At 64.4% G+C, this 19916-nt stretch carries 18 protein-coding genes; 12 read left to right on the top strand and 6 right to left on the bottom strand.

Translation table 11 applies throughout. The annotated features are described in order from the left end of the window. The first annotated feature begins 110 nt into the window (after positions 1–110). From QUG01_RS00695 to QUG01_RS00675, 5 genes are all read left to right on the top strand, one after another. Positions 111–1034, top strand: a complete 924-nt coding sequence (locus QUG01_RS00695; RefSeq protein WP_500828433.1) for a branched-chain amino acid transaminase — start codon at positions 111–113, stop codon at positions 1032–1034. A gap of 102 nt (positions 1035–1136) precedes the next feature. Continuing rightward, a complete protein-coding gene (locus tag QUG01_RS00690) occupies positions 1137–1337 on the top strand; it encodes a zinc-finger domain-containing protein (protein WP_043624705.1) in 201 nt (66 codons plus the stop codon). A 120-nt stretch (positions 1338–1457) separates the two neighbouring features. Further along, positions 1458–2492 (top strand): lipopolysaccharide heptosyltransferase II, encoded by a 1035-nt coding sequence (gene waaF, locus QUG01_RS00685; protein ID WP_500828432.1) that lies wholly within the window; start codon positions 1458–1460, stop codon positions 2490–2492. A gap of 1 nt (position 2493) precedes the next feature. Then, entirely contained in the window at positions 2494–3084 is a 591-nt protein-coding gene (locus QUG01_RS00680; RefSeq protein WP_500828431.1) for a TetR/AcrR family transcriptional regulator, read from the top strand. A 73-nt stretch (positions 3085–3157) separates the two neighbouring features. Continuing rightward, positions 3158–3871: a hypothetical protein gene (locus QUG01_RS00675; protein WP_500828430.1), complete on the top strand. Its 714-nt coding sequence runs from the start codon at positions 3158–3160 to the stop codon at positions 3869–3871. 66 nt (positions 3872–3937) lie between these two features. Here the strand turns inward: QUG01_RS00675 and QUG01_RS00670 are convergent, their stop codons facing one another. The 3 genes from QUG01_RS00670 to QUG01_RS00660 form a co-directional block, all read right to left on the bottom strand. Next, positions 3938–5887, bottom strand: a complete 1950-nt coding sequence (locus QUG01_RS00670; RefSeq protein ID WP_500828429.1) for a helicase-related protein — start codon at positions 5885–5887, stop codon at positions 3938–3940. Positions 5888–6074: 187 nt separating this feature from the next. Beyond that, complete coding sequence (locus QUG01_RS00665) at positions 6075–7259, bottom strand: acetyl-CoA C-acyltransferase (protein ID WP_500828428.1); 1185 nt, start codon at positions 7257–7259, stop codon at positions 6075–6077. After that, on the bottom strand, positions 7259–7666 hold the full coding sequence (locus QUG01_RS00660) for a MerR family transcriptional regulator (protein ID WP_071108465.1): 408 nt from the start codon (positions 7664–7666) through the stop codon (positions 7259–7261). The genes QUG01_RS00665 and QUG01_RS00660 overlap by 1 nt, the downstream gene beginning before the upstream one ends. Before the next feature lie 136 nt (positions 7667–7802). Here QUG01_RS00660 and QUG01_RS00655 point away from each other — a divergent pair, with 136 nt between their 5' ends. The 7 genes from QUG01_RS00655 (at position 7803) to QUG01_RS00625 (ending at position 17122) form a co-directional block, all read left to right on the top strand. Further along, positions 7803–8651: a 3-hydroxybutyryl-CoA dehydrogenase gene (locus QUG01_RS00655; RefSeq protein ID WP_500828427.1), complete on the top strand. Its 849-nt coding sequence runs from the start codon at positions 7803–7805 to the stop codon at positions 8649–8651. A 39-nt stretch (positions 8652–8690) separates the two neighbouring features. Next, positions 8691–10193, top strand: coding sequence for a CoA-acylating methylmalonate-semialdehyde dehydrogenase (locus QUG01_RS00650; protein WP_500828426.1), 1503 nt, complete (start codon positions 8691–8693; stop codon positions 10191–10193). 116 nt (positions 10194–10309) lie between these two features. Next, complete coding sequence (locus tag QUG01_RS00645; protein ID WP_500828425.1) at positions 10310–11470, top strand: acyl-CoA dehydrogenase family protein; 1161 nt, start codon at positions 10310–10312, stop codon at positions 11468–11470. Between the two features lie 132 nt (positions 11471–11602). Then, entirely contained in the window at positions 11603–12385 is a 783-nt protein-coding gene (locus tag QUG01_RS00640; RefSeq protein ID WP_500828424.1) for an enoyl-CoA hydratase, read from the top strand. A gap of 31 nt (positions 12386–12416) precedes the next feature. Next, positions 12417–13535 (top strand): enoyl-CoA hydratase/isomerase family protein, encoded by a 1119-nt coding sequence (locus tag QUG01_RS00635; RefSeq protein ID WP_500828423.1) that lies wholly within the window; start codon positions 12417–12419, stop codon positions 13533–13535. 30 nt (positions 13536–13565) lie between these two features. Further along, the gene (gene mmsB / locus QUG01_RS00630) at positions 13566–14456 is read left to right on the top strand and encodes a 3-hydroxyisobutyrate dehydrogenase (protein ID WP_500828422.1); all 891 of its coding nucleotides are present in this window, start codon (positions 13566–13568) and stop codon (positions 14454–14456) included. Positions 14457–14599: 143 nt separating this feature from the next. Then, complete coding sequence (locus tag QUG01_RS00625; RefSeq protein WP_500828421.1) at positions 14600–17122, top strand: alpha/beta hydrolase family protein; 2523 nt, start codon at positions 14600–14602, stop codon at positions 17120–17122. 118 nt (positions 17123–17240) lie between these two features. Here the strand turns inward: QUG01_RS00625 and QUG01_RS00620 are convergent, their stop codons facing one another. The 3 genes from QUG01_RS00620 to trpA form a co-directional block, all read right to left on the bottom strand. Continuing rightward, on the bottom strand, positions 17241–17735 hold the full coding sequence (locus QUG01_RS00620; RefSeq protein ID WP_500828420.1) for a GNAT family N-acetyltransferase: 495 nt from the start codon (positions 17733–17735) through the stop codon (positions 17241–17243). Positions 17736–18180: 445 nt separating this feature from the next. Next, a complete protein-coding gene (gene accD / locus QUG01_RS00615) occupies positions 18181–19050 on the bottom strand; it encodes an acetyl-CoA carboxylase, carboxyltransferase subunit beta (RefSeq protein ID WP_500828419.1) in 870 nt (289 codons plus the stop codon). Positions 19051–19123: 73 nt separating this feature from the next. Continuing rightward, a complete protein-coding gene (gene trpA, locus QUG01_RS00610) occupies positions 19124–19912 on the bottom strand; it encodes a tryptophan synthase subunit alpha (protein ID WP_500828418.1) in 789 nt (262 codons plus the stop codon). Between the last annotated feature and the right edge of the window lie 4 nt (positions 19913–19916).

The raw sequence follows: 19916 nt of genomic DNA, 5'->3' as shown, positions 1-19916 counted from the left end.
GTTCACAAAGCCGCGCGCCGCGGTATACACTGGTCCATTCAAATGGCGGACCGCCGCCGGCAAGACAGGGCCCCGCGCCCGGACAAAGCACAACACAGGAGAGAACCGAGATGTCGATGGCTGATCGCGACGGATATATTTGGTATGACGGCAAGCTGGTGGACTGGCGCGACGCCACCACCCACGTCCTGACCCACACGCTGCACTACGGCATGGGCGTGTTCGAGGGCGTGCGCGCCTACGAAACCGCCGACGGCCCGGCGATCTTCCGCCTGCAGGATCACACCGCCCGCCTGTTCCGCTCCGCCAAGATTCTGGGCATGGATCTGCCATTCACTCCGGAACAGATCAACCAGGCCCACCTGGACGTGGTGAAGGCCAATGGCCTGAAGTCCTGCTATTTCCGCCCGATGGCCTTCTACGGCTCCGGCAAGCTGGGCGTGGCGCCGATGAAGAACGACGTGCGCGTGATCGTGGCCGCCTGGCCGTGGGGCGCCTACCTCGGCGACGAGGGCCTGGAAAAAGGCATCCGCGTGAAGACCAGCTCCTTCACCCGCCACCACGTCAACATCACCATGTGCAAGGCCAAGGCCAACGGCAACTACATGAACTCCATCCTGGCCAATAACGAAGCCACGGCGGACGGCTACGACGAAGCCCTGCTGCTGGATGTGGATGGCTTCGTGGCCGAAGGTTCCGGCGAAAACATCTTCATCGTTCGCAAGGGCAAGCTATATACTCCGGACCTGACCAGCGCGCTGGAAGGCATCACCCGCGACACCGTGGTGCAAATTGCCAGTGAAATGGGCCTGCAACTGGTGGAAAAGCGCATCACCCGCGACGAAGTCTACAGCGCGGACGAAGCTTTCTTCACCGGCACCGCCGCCGAAGTGACCCCGATCCGCGAACTGGACCGCCGCCCGATAGGCGATGGCGGCCGCGGCCCGATCACCTCCGAAATCCAGAAGCGCTACTTCAGCATCGTCAAGGGCCAGGATGCCGAACATCGGCACTGGCTCACTTACGTAAAATAAGCGGTAGAATCCGCATCTCGCGCGCCAGCAGCGAGCGGCCCTCCAGCCGTCCTGCTGGCGGCGCTTTTGTCGGAAGCCCGCTCGCTGCAACAAGGAACGACCATGGCAGAACTGAAAGAAAACACCGCACGCTATATCGAAGTCACCCAGCACGACCTGCCGCTGCACTGCCCGATGCCGGACATGAAGGCCTGGAACTCCCACCCCCGCGTCTACCTGCCGGTGGCCAAGACAGGCGAGGCGCTCTGTCCGTATTGCGGCACCCAGTACAAGCTGATCGGCCCGGCAGGCCATCACCACTGAGGCCAGCGTCCGCAACGACGGCAAAGGGTGTGGCGCGGGCCACCCCTTTTTTGCTTGCCGCCGCCAAACGCAAGCCGCGCTGCCCCAGCCGGCTTGCGTTTGGAACCGGAAGCACCCCGCATGAAAAAGAAAATCCTCGTCATCGGCCCGTCCTGGGTCGGCGACAGCGTGATGGCACAACCGCTGTACCGCCGCCTGCACCAGCGCCACGCCGAACTGGAACTGCATGTGTTCGCGCCGGCCTGGACCCTGCCGCTTTTGGCGCGGATGCCGGAAGTGGCCAAGTCGCATCTGAATCCGTTTGGCCACGGCGCGCTGCGGCTGGCCGAGCGCTGGAAAGTGGCGCGACAGCTGGCGAAGGAAGGCTTCGATCAGGTCATCGTGCTGCCCAACTCGCTGAAATCCGCGCTGATCCCGCTATTCGCCGGCATCCCATTGCGCACAGGCTTCCTCGGCGAATCCCGCTACGGCCTCTTGAACGATGCGCGCGAGCTGGACGAACAGGAACTGCCGATGATGGTGGAGCGCTTCTGCGCGCTGGCGGAAGACAAGCGCTCGGCGCTGCCCCGCCCCATTCCCAATCCGCAGCTGAGCACCGATCCGGCCATTCAGCGCCAGGTCGCGGCGCGCCTGGCTCTCGATCTGACGCGCCCGGCCATCGCCTTCTGCCCCGGCGCGGAGTACGGCCCGGCCAAACGCTGGCCCGCGCGCCACTTCGCCGAACTGGCGCGCCGCTTCGATGCCGCAGGCTACGCGGTATGGCTGTTCGGCTCCGGCAAGGACAAGGAGATCGGCGACGAAATCGCCCGCCTGTCCGCCGGCAGCGCGGTCAACCTATGCGGCGCCACTGGCCTGGAGGAAGCGATCGACCTGATCGGGCTGACCACGCTAGCCGTCTGCAACGACTCCGGCCTGATGCACGTCGCCGCGGCGCTCGACAAACCCCTGGTCGCGCTGTACGGCTCGTCCAGCCCGGACTTCACCCCGCCGCTGTCCGACCGCGCCGCCATCGTGTCGCTGAATCTGGACTGCAGCCCCTGCTTCGAGCGCAGCTGTCCGTACGGGCACACCGACTGTCTGGAAAAAATGCAACCCGACATGGTCTGGCAGGCGTCGCAAACTCTGCTGCCGGCTTTGACCGCCACCCAGGAATGACATGAGCGTAGTGGAAACCCCAAGACCGCCCGAAGAAAACAACCGCCGCATGGCCTTGGTGCGCGCCGCCGCCGTGCTGTTTCGCGACCAAGGCTACGAGCGCACCACCGTGCGCGACCTGGGCAGCGCCGTCGGCATGCAGTCCGGCAGCCTGTTCTACCATTTCCGCACCAAGGAAGAGATTCTGGTGGCGGTGATGGCGCTGGGCATTACCAGCACCACCGAGCAACTGGCCACGGCGCTGGCAGAGGCCGCCTCGCTGCGCGACAAGCTTGCCGCCCTGTTCCGCGTGCACCTGAACTCGCTGCTGGGCGACAACCAGGCCGCGCTGGAAGTGATGTTGTACGAGTGGCGCAGCGTATCGGAAACCGCCAAACCCGGACTGATAGTGTTGCGCGACCGCTACGAAGCGCTATGGCAACAAGTGCTGGATGAGGCCGCCGCCGCCGGACTGGTCAAGCAAGATACCCGTCTGCTGCGCCGCACGCTGTTAGGCAGCTTGCACTGGACGGTGCAATGGTATCGCCGCGATGGCGAACTCAGCGTCGACGATCTGGCTAGGCGCATGCTGCAACTGGTGCTAACCGAGTAGACAGCAAAGAAATCAAGCCATCAGTCGAAAAATGTACTAATATCAGCGATATAGGAACACTGGGACTGTAGCCATGGCAAACATCGCCAGCATTGGCAACACGACGACGCAACCGCACTATGCCGTGTCGAACACGCGGCAGGTGCAGTCGTCGCTGGACACCGCCCAGCCCGCTGTCCAGCAAGCCACCAGCCAGCCACAAACGCAGACCGCGGTCCGGCAGAACCCGGACACCGCCCGCGTGGAACAGCAACTGCAAGAACAGTTGACCAATAGCCGCAGCCAACAGGCGCTGCAGAGCGCTCAGCAAACGCAACGCGCTCAACAAAACCAGGCGGCGCAAACGGCACAGGCGGCAAATGCCAACGCCGCGCAAGCCAGGCCTCCGGCTGCGCCTCAGGTCAACCCCGCCCAGGTGAATAACACCGCAGCCGTTCTGGCGACTAACCCGCAGCCGGCCACCGCCGCCGCCATCGCGCCCGCGGTCAACGGCAATACCGCCCCGGCTGCTGCTCCGGCCCAGAACAATGCGGCCAATAACAATGGCGCAACCGCCGCCGCCACGCAAACCACCCGCGCCGCCAACCAACCAGCCCAGACGCAGCAGGCTGCTACGCCGCCCACCCCCGCGCAGACCGCCACCGCGCCAGCCACCCTGGCCACGCAGAGCGTCAGCCGGGCTCAACAGCTGATTGGCAGCGGCAGGCAAGACTTGGCGCAGTATCAGGCTACCCAGTCTTTGCTGGTGCCTAGCGTCTCCACCCCCCATATCTCCACCAAGGCCTAACGCCTCCGGCGATGTGAAATAAAAATCCCCGCGCAGCACGCGGGGATTCGGCTTTATTGCGCAGCATCAACTGCGGCGGCGGGCGCCCGGCTTGCGCCGCTCGAAGCCATTGCCCTTGCCGCTCTTGCGCTTCTGCGCGTTCTGCACTTGCAGCAAGGCATCAATGCGCTCCGAGGTGCTTTGCATCAGCAACTGCGCCATCTCGCCATCCGGGAAGGTGTCCGGCATGCGATAGCCCAGCCAGGCGTAAGCGGCATACAGCTTGCAGCTGTCTTCCAGGTATTGCAGCTCGTTGCGCCCTCCCGTGCCCATCATCCGCAGCAGCGGCGCGGCCTTGCCGCGGGCGCGGTGCTCGGCCCAGTCATGCAGCGCGTTCTCCAGCATCGGAATCTTGGTCGAGATCGGGCACAGACTGAAGGTGTAGCGGTCGGCCAGGCTCAAGGGCAAGGCGTCCAGCCACTCGGCTTTTTCCATCTGGTCGGACAGATTGGCCGGCAGGAAGAACTCATCGTGCACATTGATGTGCTTGGCAAACAGGCTCAGCAGGGCCTTGAGCCTGACCTCCCCCGTCGCTTGCGAGATGGCTTCCAGGTACTTCAGGCTGGGCGCGACGAAGAAGCCGTTGTTCGGCAGCGGCTCGGCCTTTTGCCGCAGCAGCGCGCTTATGGTCTTGTGGGTGAGCCCGTCGAAGCCTGCGACATAGCCGGTTTCATGCTTGCCGAAACGGCCGGCGCGGCCGGCGATCTGCTTGGCCAGCGGGGCGGCGATGATGCCCTCGGCGTAGCCGTCCCACTTGCTGGCGGTGGTGAAGATGATGCGCCGCGCCGGCGTGTTCAGCCCCATGCCGATGGCGTCGGTGGCCACCACCACCTGGGTTTCGCCGGACACGAAGCGTTCGGCCTGCGCCTGGCGCACTTCCGGCGACAGGTTGCCGTAGATGGCCGATACGCTCAAGCCCTGCTCTATCACCTTGTCGCGCCAGTTCAGCACCTCGCGCCGCGAGAAAGCGATCAGCACGTCGCCCGGCTTCAGATTCTTCAGGGACATCAGCGGCGCCTTGTCCATCTGCAGCGCGGTCTTGCGCTCCAGCGTGCGCACTTCCAGCGTGCCGCCGACGCGCGCCACCAACGATTCGATCGCCTCGCGCGCTTCCGGCGCGCCCACCAGGTAAACGGTCTGCGCCGGCACGCCGCACACGGCGGCGGTCCAGGCCGCGCCGCGGTCCGGATCATCCAGCAACTGGATCTCGTCGATCACCGCCACCTCAACCTGGCGCTCCGGATTCAGCATCTCCACCGTGCTGGCGACATGCGTGGCGTCCGGGTGCAGCTTGCGCTGCTCGCCGGTGATCAGGCTGACGGCGATGCCGGCCTCTTGCAGCCGGGTATAGTTTTCCAGCGCCAACAAGCGCAACGGGGCCAGATAGACGCCGCTTTTGGCCTTTTGCAAGTGCTCCATCGCCGCATGGGTCTTGCCGGAGTTGGTCGGCCCCAGCACCGCGATGAAGTGGCGCTGCATCGCGTAAGCGGTAGCGAACGATTCCGGGTAACGCGACAGGTTGACCGCGTCTCGCGTCTTGGCTGCAGCCTTGTCGGCGGTCTGCCGGCTGCGCGCGGCGGCCACCCGGTCCAGCGCGATGGTGCAACGCACCTTGGCGCGCTCGTACTTGGCCATGAAGGCGCTCAGCGCGCGCAACGGCTCGATGCCGTCCACCGCGAACACCTCGCGCGCGCAAGCTAACAGTTGCGCCTCCATCCTCAGCCGCGCGGCGTCGTTCCAGCGTTCCTTGACCAAAGCCAGCCGGTCTTCCGGCGACAGCTTGCGCCATTTGCCGCTCTTGCCGAGGAAGCCTTCGTCCGGCACCAGATGATAAGGGATGCGGTGGCCATCCAGCTCCAGTTCGCCATGCACCGACACCGCGTGGCTGCCCTCGGTGGTGACGATGGTGGCGTTGTGTTCCGCCAGATAATCGTCGAGTTGGATCTCGGGCGGCAGCGCTTCGATGGTGTCAGTCATGGCGGCATTCGTTTGCAGGGCTAAAGGCGGGCGATGATAAAGCAGCCGGCGGCGATGCGCCAGCCGCTCAGGCTTGCTATCACCATCCGTCAAGACTCCCGTCAATGCAAGCGTGGCTTGATGCGTCGCAAAAAAACAGGCCGCCGACACATGCCGGCGGCCTGCAATTGCGGTTTTCGATTACGCCTTACATCAGCTCAACCGCCAGCGCGGTAGCCTCGCCGCCGCCTATGCACAGGCTGGCCACGCCGCGCTTGCCGCCGCGCTGCTTCAATGCCGACAACAGCGAGATGACGATGCGGGCGCCGGACGCGCCGATGGGATGTCCCAGGGCGCAGGCGCCGCCATGCACGTTGACCTTGTCGTGCGACAGTTTCAGGTCGTGCATCGCCGCCATCGTCACCACGGCGAAGGCTTCGTTGATCTCATACAGATCCACCTCGCCAGCCTTCCAGCCGGTCTTGGCCAGCAGCTTTTCAATGGCATGCACCGGGGCGGTGGTGAACCAGCCCGGCTCGTGGGCAAAACTGCTGTGGCCGACGATGCGGGCGATCGGCTGCAGGCCGCGCTTGGCCGCCTCGGCCGCCGTCATCAGCACCAGCGCGGCGCCGCCGTCGGAAATGGAGCTGGAATTGGCCGGCGTGACGGTGCCGTCCTTCTTGAACGCCGGCTTCAGCGTCGGAATCTTGTCCAGATTGGCCTTCAGCGGCTGCTCGTCGGTATCCACCACGGTGTCGCCGCCGCGGCCCGGCACCGTCACCGCCGTGATCTCGTCCTTGAACTGGCCGCCCTTGATCGCCTGCTGGGCGCGGGTCAGCGAGGCGATGGCGAATTCGTCCTGATCCTGGCGGCTGAAGCCGTATTTCTCGGCGCACTGCTCGGCGAACACGCCCATCAGCGTGCCCTTCTGGTAGGCGTCTTCCAGGCCATCCAGGAACATGTGGTCCTTGATCTCGCCATGGCCCAGGCGCAGGCCGCCACGGGCCTTGGGCACCAGATACGGCGCGTTGCTCATGCTCTCCATGCCGCCGGCCACCACCACATTGCCGTTGCCGGCCAGCAATTGGTCATGCGCCATCATCAGCGCCTTCATGCCGGAGCCGCACATCTTGTTGATGGTGGTGCACGGCGTGGACTGGGGCAGGCCGCCGCCCAGCGCCGCCTGGCGCGCCGGCGCTTGGCCCTGGCCGGCCGGCAGCACGCAGCCCATGATCACTTCGTCCACCTCGCCGGCGGAAACGCCGGCGCGCTCCACCGCGGCGCGGATGGCGGCCGCGCCCAGCTGGCTGGCGCTCAAGCCGGCCAAGGCGCCCTGAAAGCCGCCCATGGCGGTGCGGGCCATGCCCACAATCACGATTTCCTGTTGTTGCATCACAACTCCTTTGCTCGATTGTGGCCGTTGTTGCGTTTGCCCAGCGTCTTTTCGCACTGGGCGCGCAACTGGCCGATTTCAGTCAGCACCACCTTGATGTCTTCCATCTGCTCCAATAGCTGCTGTTCCTTGCGCGCCAGGATGCGGATGAATTCCTGCAACTGCGGCGCATCGTCGTGCGCCGCGTCGTACAGCGCGAACAGCTCGCGTATCTCCTGCAGGGATAGGCCTATGCGTTTGCCGCGCAGGATCAGCATCAGCCGCACGCGGTCGCGCCGGTTGTAGATGCGGCGCTGCCCGGCCCGCGCCGGCTCCAACAGGCCCTGGTCCTCGTAGAAGCGGATGGCGCGGGTGGTGACGTCGAATTCCTGCGCCAATTCCGTGATATTGAAAACCTGCTCGCCCATATGTCTGTACCCCGATTCTCCCGCCGCGGCCACGCGCGCCACAGTCGCCTGCATTTGTGTTCATTGTCTGTTGACGTTGACGTAAACGTCAAGTTATCGTGATCAAAAGTTAGAGCAAACAGTCCAGGAGAAACAGATGAGCCAGAAAATCGGCGTGGTGGGCGCAGGCACCATGGGCAACGGCATCGCCCAGGTCTTTGCCATGAAGGGCTTCGAGGTGGTGCTGGCCGATGTCAACGACGCGGCCCTGGTCAAAGGCATGGCCAATATCAATATCAGCCTGCAGCGGATGGCCAAGAAGGAGCTGATCGCCGAAGCCAATATCCCCGGCATCGTCGCTCACATCCGCGCCACTACCAAGCTGGCCGACCTGGCCGGCTGCGATGTCGTAATCGAAGCCGCCACCGAGAACGCCGCCATCAAGGAACAGATCTTCCGCGAGCTGGACGCCGCAGTCGGCGAAAAGTGCATCCTCGCCTCCAATACCTCGTCCATCTCGCTCACCCGCATCGCCAGCTGGGTCAGCCACCCGGAGCGCGTGGTGGGCATGCACTTCATGAACCCGGTGCCGGTAATGCAACTGGTGGAGATCATCCGCGCGCTGCAGACCGGCGACGAGGCCTACCAGACCGTGTTCCGCCTCTCCCAGGCGCTGGGCAAGACGCCGGTCACGGTGAAGGATGCCGCCGGTTTCGTCTCCAACCGCGTACTGATGCCGATGATCAACGAGGCCGCCTTCGCGCTGCATGAAAACCTGGCTACGGCCGAGGACATCGACACCGTGATGAAGCTGGGCATGAACCACCCGATCGGCCCCTTGGCGCTGGCCGACCTGATCGGCCTGGACACCTGTCTGTCCATCATGGACATCCTGTACCACGAATTCCGCGACAGCAAATACCGCGCCTGCCCGCTCTTGGCCCAACTGGTGCAGGCCGGCCATCTGGGCCGCAAGAGCGGCAAGGGTTTCTACAGCTACAACTGAGCAGCGCCATCAGCCCGAACAAATAGAGGAGACCGTGCCATGAGCCAGTCAGTACCGAACATCAAGCTGTTGATAGGCGGCGAATTCGTCGAATCCAAAACCACGGAATGGCGCGACATCGTCAACCCGGCCACCCAGGAAGTGCTGGCGCGCGTGCCGATGGCCACCGCCGACGAGGTCAACGCAGCCGTCGCCGCCGCCAAGGACGCGTTCAAAACCTGGAAAAAGACGCCGATCGGCGCGCGCGCCCGCATCTTTCTGAAATACCAGCAGTTGATCCGCGACAATATGAAGGAATTGGCGGCCATCCTCACCGCCGAGCAAGGCAAGACCCTGGCCGACGCCGAGGGCGACATCTTCCGCGGCCTGGAGGTGGTGGAGCACGCCGCCAATATCGGCACGCTGCAGATGGGCGAATACGCCGAAAACGTGGCCGGCGGCGTGGACACCTACACCGTGCAGCAGCCGCTGGGCGTATGCGCCGGCATCACCCCGTTCAACTTCCCGGCGATGATCCCGCTGTGGATGTTCCCGATGGCCATCGCCACCGGCAACACCTTCGTGCTGAAGCCGTCGGAGCAAGACCCGATGGTGACGATGCGCCTGGTAGCGCTGGCGCTGGACGCCGGCATCCCCAAGGGCGTGCTCAACGTAGTGCACGGCGCGGCGTCGGTCGTCGACGCCATCTGCGACCATCCCGACATCAAGGCCGTCTCCTTCGTCGGCTCCACCAAGGTGGGCACCCACGTCTACCAGCGCGCCACCCTCAGCGGCAAGCGCGCGCAGTGCATGATGGGCGCCAAGAACCACGCCATCGTGCTGCCGGACGCCAACAAGGAGCAGGCATTGAACCAATTGACCGGCGCGGCTTTCGGCGCCGCCGGACAACGCTGCATGGCCCTATCCGTGGCTGTGCTGGTGGGCGAGGCGCAGCAATGGATTCCGGAACTGGTGGCCAAGGCCAAAGGATTGAAAGTCGGCCCCGGCAAGGACAACCCCGACCTCGGCCCGGTGATCTCCCGCGCCGCGCTGGACCGCGTCAAGAGCCTGATCGCCCGCGGCGTGGAGGAAGGCGCCAAGCTGGAGCTGGATGGGCGCGATGTCACAGTCGCCGGTTTCGAACATGGCAACTTCGTCAGCCCGACCATCTTCTCCGGCGTCAAACCCGAGATGGCGATCTATCACCAGGAAATCTTCGGCCCGGTGCTGTGCCTGATGGCCGCCGACACGCTGGATGAAGCCATCGCCATCATCAATGCCAACCCCAACGGCAACGGCACCGCCATCTTCACCCAGAGCGGCGCGGCGGCGCGCAAGTTCCAGGAGGACATCGATGTCGGCCAGGTGGGCATCAATGTGCCGATCCCGGTGCCGGTGCCGCTGTTCAGCTTCACCGGCAGCCGCGCGTCCAAGCTGGGCGACCTCGGCCCCTACGGCAAGCAGGTGGTGGCCTTCTATACCCAGACCAAGACCGTCACCAGCCGCTGGTTCGACGACGAGGCCAGCAGCGGCAAGGTGCACACCACCATCTCGCTGCGTTAAACCGGTTTTACTGGCCACGGAATGACACAAAAGAATGACGGCCGAGCGCCGGTCCTTGAATGATCGACGCCTTGGTTCGTGTTTTTCGTGGGTTTCGTGGCAAACAGGAGCTGTAAATGAATTTCGAACTGAACGAAGACCAGATCGCCTTCCAACAAAGCGCCCGCGATTTCGCCGAGCGCGAGCTGGCCCCGGACGCGGCCGAATGGGATGCCGAGTCCCTCTTCCCGCTGGACGTGATCCGCAAGAGCGGCGACATGGGTTTTCTCGGCCTGTACACGCCGGAAGCCTACGGCGGCCTGGGCCTGTCGCGGCTGGACTCCGCCATCGTGTTCGAGGAGCTCGCCGCCGGCTGCACCTCCACCGCCGCCTACCTGACCATACACAATATGGTCAGCTGGATGATCGCCAGCTTCGGCGGCAAGCAGCTGGCCGAGCAGTGGGTGCCGAAAATGGTGACTGGCGAAGTGCTGGGCAGCTACTGTCTGACCGAACCGGGCGCCGGCTCCGACGCCGCCTCGCTGAAAACCCGCGCCGAACGCAAGGGCGAAGTCTACGTGCTGAACGGCGGCAAGATGTTCATCTCCGGCGCCGGCAGCACCCAGGTGCTGGTGGTGATGGCCCGCACCGGCGGCCCGGGCCCCAAGGGCATTTCCGCTTTCGTGGTGCCGGCCGACGCGCCGGGCGTCAGCTATGGCAAGAAGGAAAAGAAGATGGGCTGGAACAGCCAGCCCACCCGCGCCATCACCTTCGACAACGTCGAAATTCCGGTGGGAAACCGCCTGGGCGAGGAAGGCCAGGGTTTTGCCTTCGCCATGAAGGGCCTGGACGGCGGCCGCATCAATATCGCCACCTGCGCCGTCGGCACCGCCCAGGCCGCGCTGAACGCCGCCCAGCGCTATGTGCAGGAGCGCCAGCAATTCGGCCACCCGCTGGCAGAATTGCAAACCGTGCAGTTCCGCCTGGCCGACATGCTGACCGAACTAGTGGCCGCGCGCCAGATGGTGCGTTTGGCCGCCTGGAAACTGGACAATGCCAGCGCCGACGCCACCGCCTATTGCGCGATGGCAAAGCGGCTGGCCACCGATTTGAGTTTCAATATCGCCAACAACGCGCTGCAACTGTTCGGCGGCTACGGCTATCTGCAGGACTTCCCGCTGGAGCGCCATGTGCGTGACCTGCGCGTGCACCAGATCCTGGAAGGCACCAACGAGGTGATGCGGATGATCGTCGCGCGCAAGATGCTGCAGGACGGCGCGCTGGAAACGCTGCGTTAACAGCTTATTTGGCCGCCACGAAAACCACTAAAGAACACGAACTATCGCGCTTTCGGATCACGCCTCCTGCTTGTGGCCATGGCAAGAGTGGTCCCTTTCGTGTCTTTTCGTGGCAGAAGAAAAGGAATTCAGATGCAAAGCTACGCCCACCTGAACGTGGAAAAACGCGGCCACACTGCCGTAGTGACCATAGACAACCCGCCGGCCAACACCTGGAACCGCGCCAGCCTGACCGCGCTGAAGCAACTGGTGGCCGATCTCAACGCCGACCGCGACATCTACGCGCTGGTGATCACCGGCCAGGGCGAGAAGTTCTTTTCCGCCGGCGCGGACCTGAATCTGTTCGCTGATGGCGACAAGAAGGTGGCCACCGAGATGACCATGCTGTTCGGCGAGGCCTTCGAAGCGCTGTCCGGCTTCCGCGGCGTCAGCATCGCGGCGATCAACGGCTACGCCATGGGCGGCGGCCTGGAGTGCGCGCTTGCCTGCGACATCCGCATCGCCGAAGAACAAAGCCAGATGGCGCTGCCGGAAGCCGGCGTCGGCCTGTTGCCCTGCGCCGGCGGCACCCAGAACCTGCCCTGGCTGGTCGGCGAAGGCTGGGCCAAGCGCATGATCCTATGCGGCGAGCGCGTCAACGCCTCCACCGCCGAGCGCATCGGCCTGGTGGAACAGGTGGTGGCCAAGGGCCAGGCGCTGGAAACCGCCATCAAGCTGGCCGAAGGCGTAGCCAAGCAGTCGCCGTCGTCCGTCGGCGTGTGCAAGCAGCTGGTGCAAGCCGCCCGCACTCAGCCGCCCGCCTGGAACCTGATCAAGGAGCGCGAGGCCTTCATCAAGCTGTTCGACACCTACGATCAGGCCGAAGGCACCCGCGCCTTCCTGGAAAAGCGCGCGCCGAACTGGAAGAACGCCTGAAACCCGCCCATCACCCGAACGAGGTCCCGCCATGCATGACGTGGTGCTGTTTGACGAACTGACTACCGGCGACGGCCATCGCATCGCCATCGCCACCCTCAATGCCGAAAAATCGCTGAACGCGCTGACGCTGGACATGATCCGGCTGCTGGATTCGCGCCTCACCATCTGGGAGCGCGACGCAGGCATCGTCGCCGTGGTGCTGCGCGGCGCTGGCGAGCGTGCCTTCTGCGCCGGCGGCGATGTGCGCAGCCTGCGCGAAAAACTGGTGAGCGAGCCGCACTACCCGCATCCGCACGCGGTGGCCTTCTTCACCGAGGAATACACGCTCGACTACCGCATCCACCGTTACCGGAAGCCGCTGATCGTCTGGGGCGGCGGCATCGTCATGGGCGGCGGCCTGGGGCTGATGGCCGGCGCCAGCCACCGCGTGGTCACGCCCGCCACCCGCATCGCCATGCCGGAAATCACCATAGGCCTGTACCCGGACGTGGGCGGCAGCTGGTTCCTGCAGCGCATGCCGGCGCACCTGGGCCTGTTCCTGGCCTTGACCGGCGCGCCGCTGAACGCCCACGACGCGCTGATCGCCAATCTGGCCGATCATGTGCTGGCGGCGGATGCTTACCCGGCGCTGCTGCAAGCGCTGCAACAGGCCGACTGGAGCGGCGACGCGCATGGCCACCCGGCGGTAGCCAGCGCGCTGCTGAACCAGCTGGAAGGCCAGTTGGGCGATGCCCTGCCCGCCTCCAACGTCGAACGCAATCTGCTGGCGGTGCACCGGCTGATGAACAAGGGCGACCTGGCCGCCGTCAGCGCAGCGCTGACCCAAACGGCATTCGAAGACCCGTGGCTCGCCGACGCCGCCAAGAATTTCGCCCATGGCTGCCCCACTTCCGCCGCCGTCAGCTGGGAAATCCTGAACCGCTCCAAGCACATGTCGCTGGCCGAGGCCTTGCGGATGGAGCTGGTGCTGTCGGTGAATTTCTGCGCCCGCTCGGACTTTCCGGAAGGCGTGCGCGCGCTCTTGGTGGACAAAGACCGCAATCCGCACTGGAGCCGCCAGCTGCCGGACATAGACCAGGTCTGGGTCGATGGGCACTTCGAATCGCCTTGGCGCGATGGGGACCACCCCCTGGCCGCGCTCAAATAAAACAAACAGAACCAAACAGAGGAGAGCAGCATGGAACACATCGCCTTCATCGGCCTGGGCAATATGGGCGGCCCGATGGCCGTCAATCTGCTGAACAAGGGCTTCCAGGTCAGTGCCTTCGATCTGTCGGCCGAGGCGCTGGCCAAGGTGGCGGCCGCCGGCGGCCGAGCCGCCTCCAGCGCCGCCGACGCGGCCAAGGACGCGGGGGTGGTGATCTCCATGCTGCCTGCCGGCAAACATGTAGCCAGCCTGTACCTGGGCGATGAAGGCCTTTTCACCAAGCTGCCCAAGGGCACGCTGATCATAGACTGCAGCACCATAGACGCCGGCACGGCGCGCAAGGTGGCCGAGGCCGCGCAGGAAAAAGGCTTGGCCATGCTGGATGCGCCGGTGTCCGGCGGCACGGCGGGCGCAGCGGCCGGCACGCTGACCTTCATCGTTGGCGGCGCGGAGCAGGACCTGTCCCGCGCCCGCCCGGTGCTGGAAGCGATGGGCAAGAACATCTTCCACGCCGGCGGCGCAGGCGCCGGCCAGACCGCCAAGATCTGCAACAACATGCTGCTGGGCATCCTGATGGCCGGCACCGCCGAGGCGCTGGCCCTGGGGGTGAAAAACGGCCTGGACCCGAAAGTCTTGTCTGAAATCATCAGCAAAAGCTCCGGCCGCAATTGGGCTACCGAACTCTACAACCCCTGGCCCGGCGTGATGGAAAATGCGCCGGCCAGCCGCAACTACGCCGGCGGATTCATGTCCGAGCTGATGCTGAAGGACCTGGGACTGGCCGAGGAAACCGCGCTGCAGAGCCACGCCGCCAATCCTTTGGGCGCGCTGGCGCGCAATCTGTATGAAGAACACGTGCACCAAGGCCATGGCAAGCTGGACTTCTCCAGCATCGTCAAATACTTTCATACGGTGAATTGAACAGGTCAAGACCATCACCCCAACACATATGACATGTGATAAATTTGTCATTGTGTCTTTCCAACGGGAGGCCGCGTCAGCAGCCTCCCGTTGGCGCTTGATGAACGGACAATCACCACAACAAGATGTCTACAAGGATGACCATGTTTCCATTGCACGCTCTGAAGGGCATCGCCGCCGCCACGCTGGCGGCCTGCGCCATGCTGCCCGCCGCCGCATCCGCTGCCGGTTATCAGCAACCGCCGGCCAACATCCTGAAAGTGATGCGCGCGCCGTCGCTGCCCGGCCCCAGCATCAGCCCCACCAAGGACAACATGCTGCTGGTGGCTTGGCAGGAGTATCCGTCCATCGCCCGCGTGGCCGCGCCTTACCTGAAACTGGCCGGCACCCGCGTCGAGCCGGCCAATCGCAGCAAGCACGACACGCCTGGCGGCTACGGCATCGCGCCGTGCGCCGAAAGCTTCAAGCTGGTGGCCCTCCCCGGCGGCAAGGAAACGGCGATCTCGCTGCCGGCCGGCGCCTGCCCGGATGCGCCGATCTGGTCGGCCGACGGCAAACGCTTCGCGTTCGCCAACACCACCCAGAATGCGGTAGCAGTTTGGGTCGGCGATGTCGCCAGCGGCCGGATCCGCAAGCTTCCCGGCATCCGCCTGAACCCGATGCTCAACGATGAACTGCAATGGATGCCGGATCAGAAAACCTTGCTGGTCAAGGCCGTGCCGGCCAAACTGGGGCCGCCGCCGGTGAAGGATTCGGGCCCGGAAGGCCCCAATGTGCAGGAAGCCGATGGCGAAAAGGGCCAGAGCAGCACCTATGAAACCCGCGATACGCTGAACAGCCCGCATGACGAAGCGCTGTTCGACTACTATGCCGCCTCGCAGCTGCTGCTGGTGGACGCCGCCAGCGGCAAAGCCACCCCGCTTGGCCAAGCGGCTCTATACGATGGCGTGGCGCCGGCGCCGGACGGCAAGCACATCCTGGTGTCCAGCGTGCGCAAGCCCTATTCCTACGTCACCACTTACCAACGCTTCCCGCATGAAGTGCAGGTCTGGAATATTGCCCAGCCTGGCCGCATCGCCATCCACACCGTCGCCTCACTGCCGCTGGCCGACCGCGTGCCGGTGCATGGCGAGCCGCTTGGTCCGCGCGATTTCTTCTGGCGCGCCACCGAGCCGGCTACCCTGCTCTGGGCCGAGGCGCTGGATGGCGGCGACTGGCAGAACACCGCGCCGGCGCGCGACAAGGTGATGATGCAAAAAGCGCCGTTCACCGCCGCGCCGGTGGAAATCCTGCGCACCACTCAGCGTTTCGCCGGCATAGACTGGAGCGAGCGCGCCGACACCGCGCTGGTGCATGAGATCGATCTGAACAAACACTGGCGGCAGACCCGCATCGTCAACATCGACGATGCGAAACAGGCGGGCAAGCTGTTGTGGGACATGTCCTTCGACAACAAGTACGCCGATCCGGGCAGCCCGGTGCATCGCACTCTGGCCAATGGCGAGCGGGTGATCCAGCTGGAAGGCGACGCCATCTACCTGGCCGGCACCGGCGCCTCCCCGCAAGGCAACCGCCCCTTCCTGGACAAGCTGAACCTGAAAACCGGCGAAAGCCAGCGCCTGTTCCGCAGCGACAAGTCCGCCTATGAGCGCTTCATCGGCCTGTCCAGCCAAAGCGGCAGCTTCCTGACCTGGCGCCAGACGCCGACCGAAGCGCCCAACGCCTTCCTGCGCAAACTGGGCAGCCCCGTCAGCGCCGACAAGGGCGAGGCTGTTTTCTCGTCCACGCCGGCCGTGGTCACCCACATCGTCGACCCGACGCCGGAACTGCGCCAGATCAAGAAGCGGCTGGTCAAATACAAGCGCGCCGACGGGCTGGAACTGTCGTTCACGCTGTATACGCCGCCCGGCTACCAGGAAGGCACCCGCATCCCGGCCATCCTCAATGCCTACCCGCTGGACTACGCCGACGCCGCCAGCGCCGGCCAGGTCAGCGGCTCGCAGCAGACTTTCACCCGCCTGTACCAGTACAAATACCTGCTGCTGGCAGGCTACGCCATCATCGACCAGGCCTCGTTCCCGGTGGTGGGCGATCCGAAAGCCGCCTACGACAGCTACCTGGACCAGCTGAAGATGGACGCCGAAGCGGCCGTGAATGAGGCGGTGAAACTGGGCGTGGTGGATCCGGACCGCGTGGCCGTCACCGGTCACAGTCACGGCGCGCTGATGACGGCCAACCTGCTGGCGCACACCGACCTGTTCCGCGCTGGCGCGGCCACCAGCGGCTCGTACAACAAGACGCTGACGCCGTTTGGCTTCCAGAGCGAGCGCCGCTCGGTATGGGAAGCGCCCGATGTCTATCGCAAGGTGTCCACCTTCTTCTACGCCGACAAGCTGAAAGCGCCGATTCTGATCGTCCACGGCACCGACGACGCCAACCCCGGCACCACCCCGCTGCAGGCCTCCAAGTTCTTCGAGGCCATCCGCGGCAACGGCGGCACCACCCGTCTGGTGATGCTGCCGCACGAGCCCCACTGGTACGCCGCGCGCGAATCCAACGAGCAATTGGTGTACGAAATGCTCAACTGGTTCGACAAGTACGTGAAGAACGCCCCGCCGCGCGCGCAGAAGACCGCGCAAGCCGGGCAGCCGGCGCCGCAGCCCTGAGCGCAAGCCATACGCGCCCCGACTCACCTCGGGGCGTGTTTTCCAACAATGTCCGGCCTACCTCAAGTCCAGCCGAACAAACTCAATGTCATCGACTAGGCGTCCGCCCACGGTATCGTTATCCGGCAACACCCGCGTTTGAACAAAGCCCGCGCGCCAGCACCTTCAACGAGGCCTCATTGCCCACCGTCACGGTGGCCCGTTGCTCATATACCCCATGCAAGGCCAGATGGCGCGCCAAAGCCGCGACCGCCTCGCTGGCATAGCCTTGCCCCCAGTAATCCGGGGCAAACCAATAGCCGACATTGCTGGCGATGCCATCGGCGCGGATATCGGCATCCATCTTGCCGAGCCATGCGCCGTCCTCCAGCCGCATCACCGCCCATCCGAACCCATACTCATCAGGCTCGCCCGCCGCTTTAAACGGCAGATCGCGCCAGGTTTTTGCCAGCGCTTCGACAGACGCCGGCCGCCGCATCGATATCCAGTCGTAGATGCGCGGATGTTGGAACAAGGGAAACAATGCCGTCGCATGCTCCGCCTGCAAAGGCTCCAGGCAAAGTCGTTCGCTTAGAACAACCGTGCCGATTGCCGAAATATCCAGTTGTTGCATACAAACTTCCTGATTGGGCTTCACGCGCCAAGCGCCAGCTGAACTACCCGCAGCCGTGACCATGCCGCCCGGCGCGGGAAAACAGCTGGCTGGCTAGCGCGAAGATATGAGTAGGGAAAATGGGCCTGACGAGCAGGCTTAAGTCACCGCGCGGATGCGGTGGAAGGGGCAGAGCGGGGAGCGGCTGCCTGACGGCGCCGATTACAACTGAAGAAAATGCTTTAAGCGAAAATCCATTGAAACACCGCCCGGCCGCCTTGCTCCTGCGCATGAAGATTGAATTGGCTCATTGGCAGGACTCCTCATTATTTTTGAATGACGGCAAAATTATGTCATATGGAATTCAAGTCGTCATGACAATCCAGAAGACGGGCTTGCACAGCAAGCAAAAGCCCGCTTGTCATGTGACGGAGCGGGCTTGGAATCCGATAAGAGAGCGTCGTCGTCAGACTGCCGACGGTTCCTTCATCAGCAAGGTAATCATGTTGGCGACCTTGCGCTTCAGCTCGCGGCGGTCCACCACCATGTCCACGGCGCCCTTATCCAGCAGGAACTCCGCGCGCTGGAAGCCTTCCGGCAAGGTCTCGCGCACGGTCTGCTCAATGACACGGGCGCCGGCGAAGCCGATGCGCGCCTTGGGCTCGGCCATCACCACATCGCCCAGGAAGGCGAACGAGGCCGATACGCCGCCCATGGTCGGGTCGGTCAGCACGGAGATGAACGGCAGCTTGTGGTCGGACAACAGTTGCAGCGCGGCGCTGGTCTTGGCCATCTGCATCAGCGAGTTCAGGCCCTCCTGCATCCGCGCGCCGCCGGAAGCAGCCACGCAGATGAACGGCGCCTTGGCTTCCACCGCCGCGCGCACGCCGCGCACGAAGCGCTCGCCCACCACCGAGCCCATGGAGCCGCCGATGAACCGGAATTCAAACGCGGCCACCACGGCTGGCAGGGAGTGGATGCTGCCTTGCATCACCACCAGCGCGTCGTCCTCGCCGGTATCGCTCTTGGCTGCGCTGAGGCGGTCCGGATACTTCTTGCTGTCCTTGAACTTGAGGATGTCCACCGGCCTGACTTCCTCGCCCACTTCGCGGCGGCCTTCCTCATCCAGCAACAGATTCAGGCGCTGACGCGCCGTCAGCGGATGATGATGACCACACTTGGGGCAGACCTGCAGATTGCTCTCCAGGTCGGTGTAATACAATACGGCTTCACATTCCGGGCACTTGCTCCAAAGCCCCTCGGGCACCGCGGAAGGTTTGTCGGCGCGGTTTTCGCGCTTGATCTTCGGCGGGAGGAGCTTATTCAACCAGCTCATGCTGACTCCTTGAATCTAAATGCGCGGGACGGTTCCCGGCGCATGAACGGGGGCGATGGCCCCCGTCGGTGTTCTAGCGGATGGCGGCCTTTAGTTCGGCCACCAGACGAGTTAACTGCTCTTTGGCAGTTTCGGGTGTCGCCGCCTCAATTTCCTGTACCAGCCTGCTGCCCACCACCACCGCGTCTGCAGCGGTGGCGATGGCCTTGGCAGTCGCGGCGTCGCGAATCCCGAAGCCCACGCCTATCGGCAGCGGCAATTGTTGTCTGAGGGCAGCAATTTTACGCGCTACGTCGTCAATGTCCAGATGTCCCGCGCCGGTGACGCCCTTCAGCGACACATAATAAACGTATCCGCGCGCCAGTTTGGCGATTTCCGCCACCCGCGCCGGCGGCGTGGTGGGCGCGATCAGGAACACCGTGTCCAGTCCTTGGGCATCCAGCGCCGCCTGCAGATCGACAGCTTCCTCCGGCGGACAATCCACCGTCAGCACGCCGTCCACGCCGGCGGCCTTGGCGCGCTTGGCAAATTCGGTATAGCCCATCGCGCACAAGGGGTTCAGATAGCCCATCAGCACGACGGGCGTCACCTCATCGGCGCGGCGGAACTCGGCCACCATTTCCAGCACATGGCGCAGCCCCACCTTGTGCGACAGCGCGCGCTCGGAGGCGCGCTGGATCACCGGGCCATCGGCCATCGGATCGGAGAACGGCACGCCCAGCTCGATGATGTCGGCGCCGCCTTCCACCAGGCCATGCATCAGCGACACGGTCAGGCCGGGATTGGGATCGCCGGCGGTGATGAAGGGAATCAGGGCCTTCTTGCCCGCGAGTTCGGCAAAACGATTGGCAATGCGTGACATGAAG

The organism is Chromobacterium sp. CCUG 76385 (genome assembly GCF_059916625.1).
The sequence above is the reverse complement of the archived record's forward strand: the minus strand, read 5'-3'. Positions and strand labels throughout refer to the sequence as shown.

Coding starts and splice junctions, on each gene's coding strand:
- QUG01_RS00695 (WP_500828433.1), top strand. CDS start 111: ATGTCGATGGCTGATCGCGACGGATATATTTGGTATGACGGCAAGCTG.
- QUG01_RS00690 (WP_043624705.1), top strand. CDS start 1,137: ATGGCAGAACTGAAAGAAAACACCGCACGCTATATCGAAGTCACCCAG.
- waaF (WP_500828432.1), top strand. CDS start 1,458: ATGAAAAAGAAAATCCTCGTCATCGGCCCGTCCTGGGTCGGCGACAGC.
- QUG01_RS00680 (WP_500828431.1), top strand. CDS start 2,494: ATGAGCGTAGTGGAAACCCCAAGACCGCCCGAAGAAAACAACCGCCGC.
- QUG01_RS00675 (WP_500828430.1), top strand. CDS start 3,158: ATGGCAAACATCGCCAGCATTGGCAACACGACGACGCAACCGCACTAT.
- QUG01_RS00670 (WP_500828429.1), bottom strand. CDS start 5,887: ATGACTGACACCATCGAAGCGCTGCCGCCCGAGATCCAACTCGACGAT.
- QUG01_RS00665 (WP_500828428.1), bottom strand. CDS start 7,259: ATGCAACAACAGGAAATCGTGATTGTGGGCATGGCCCGCACCGCCATG.
- QUG01_RS00660 (WP_071108465.1), bottom strand. CDS start 7,666: ATGGGCGAGCAGGTTTTCAATATCACGGAATTGGCGCAGGAATTCGAC.
- QUG01_RS00655 (WP_500828427.1), top strand. CDS start 7,803: ATGAGCCAGAAAATCGGCGTGGTGGGCGCAGGCACCATGGGCAACGGC.
- QUG01_RS00650 (WP_500828426.1), top strand. CDS start 8,691: ATGAGCCAGTCAGTACCGAACATCAAGCTGTTGATAGGCGGCGAATTC.
- QUG01_RS00645 (WP_500828425.1), top strand. CDS start 10,310: ATGAATTTCGAACTGAACGAAGACCAGATCGCCTTCCAACAAAGCGCC.
- QUG01_RS00640 (WP_500828424.1), top strand. CDS start 11,603: ATGCAAAGCTACGCCCACCTGAACGTGGAAAAACGCGGCCACACTGCC.
- QUG01_RS00635 (WP_500828423.1), top strand. CDS start 12,417: ATGCATGACGTGGTGCTGTTTGACGAACTGACTACCGGCGACGGCCAT.
- mmsB (WP_500828422.1), top strand. CDS start 13,566: ATGGAACACATCGCCTTCATCGGCCTGGGCAATATGGGCGGCCCGATG.
- QUG01_RS00625 (WP_500828421.1), top strand. CDS start 14,600: ATGTTTCCATTGCACGCTCTGAAGGGCATCGCCGCCGCCACGCTGGCG.
- QUG01_RS00620 (WP_500828420.1), bottom strand. CDS start 17,735: ATGCAACAACTGGATATTTCGGCAATCGGCACGGTTGTTCTAAGCGAA.
- accD (WP_500828419.1), bottom strand. CDS start 19,050: ATGAGCTGGTTGAATAAGCTCCTCCCGCCGAAGATCAAGCGCGAAAAC.
- trpA (WP_500828418.1), bottom strand. CDS start 19,912: ATGTCACGCATTGCCAATCGTTTTGCCGAACTCGCGGGCAAGAAGGCC.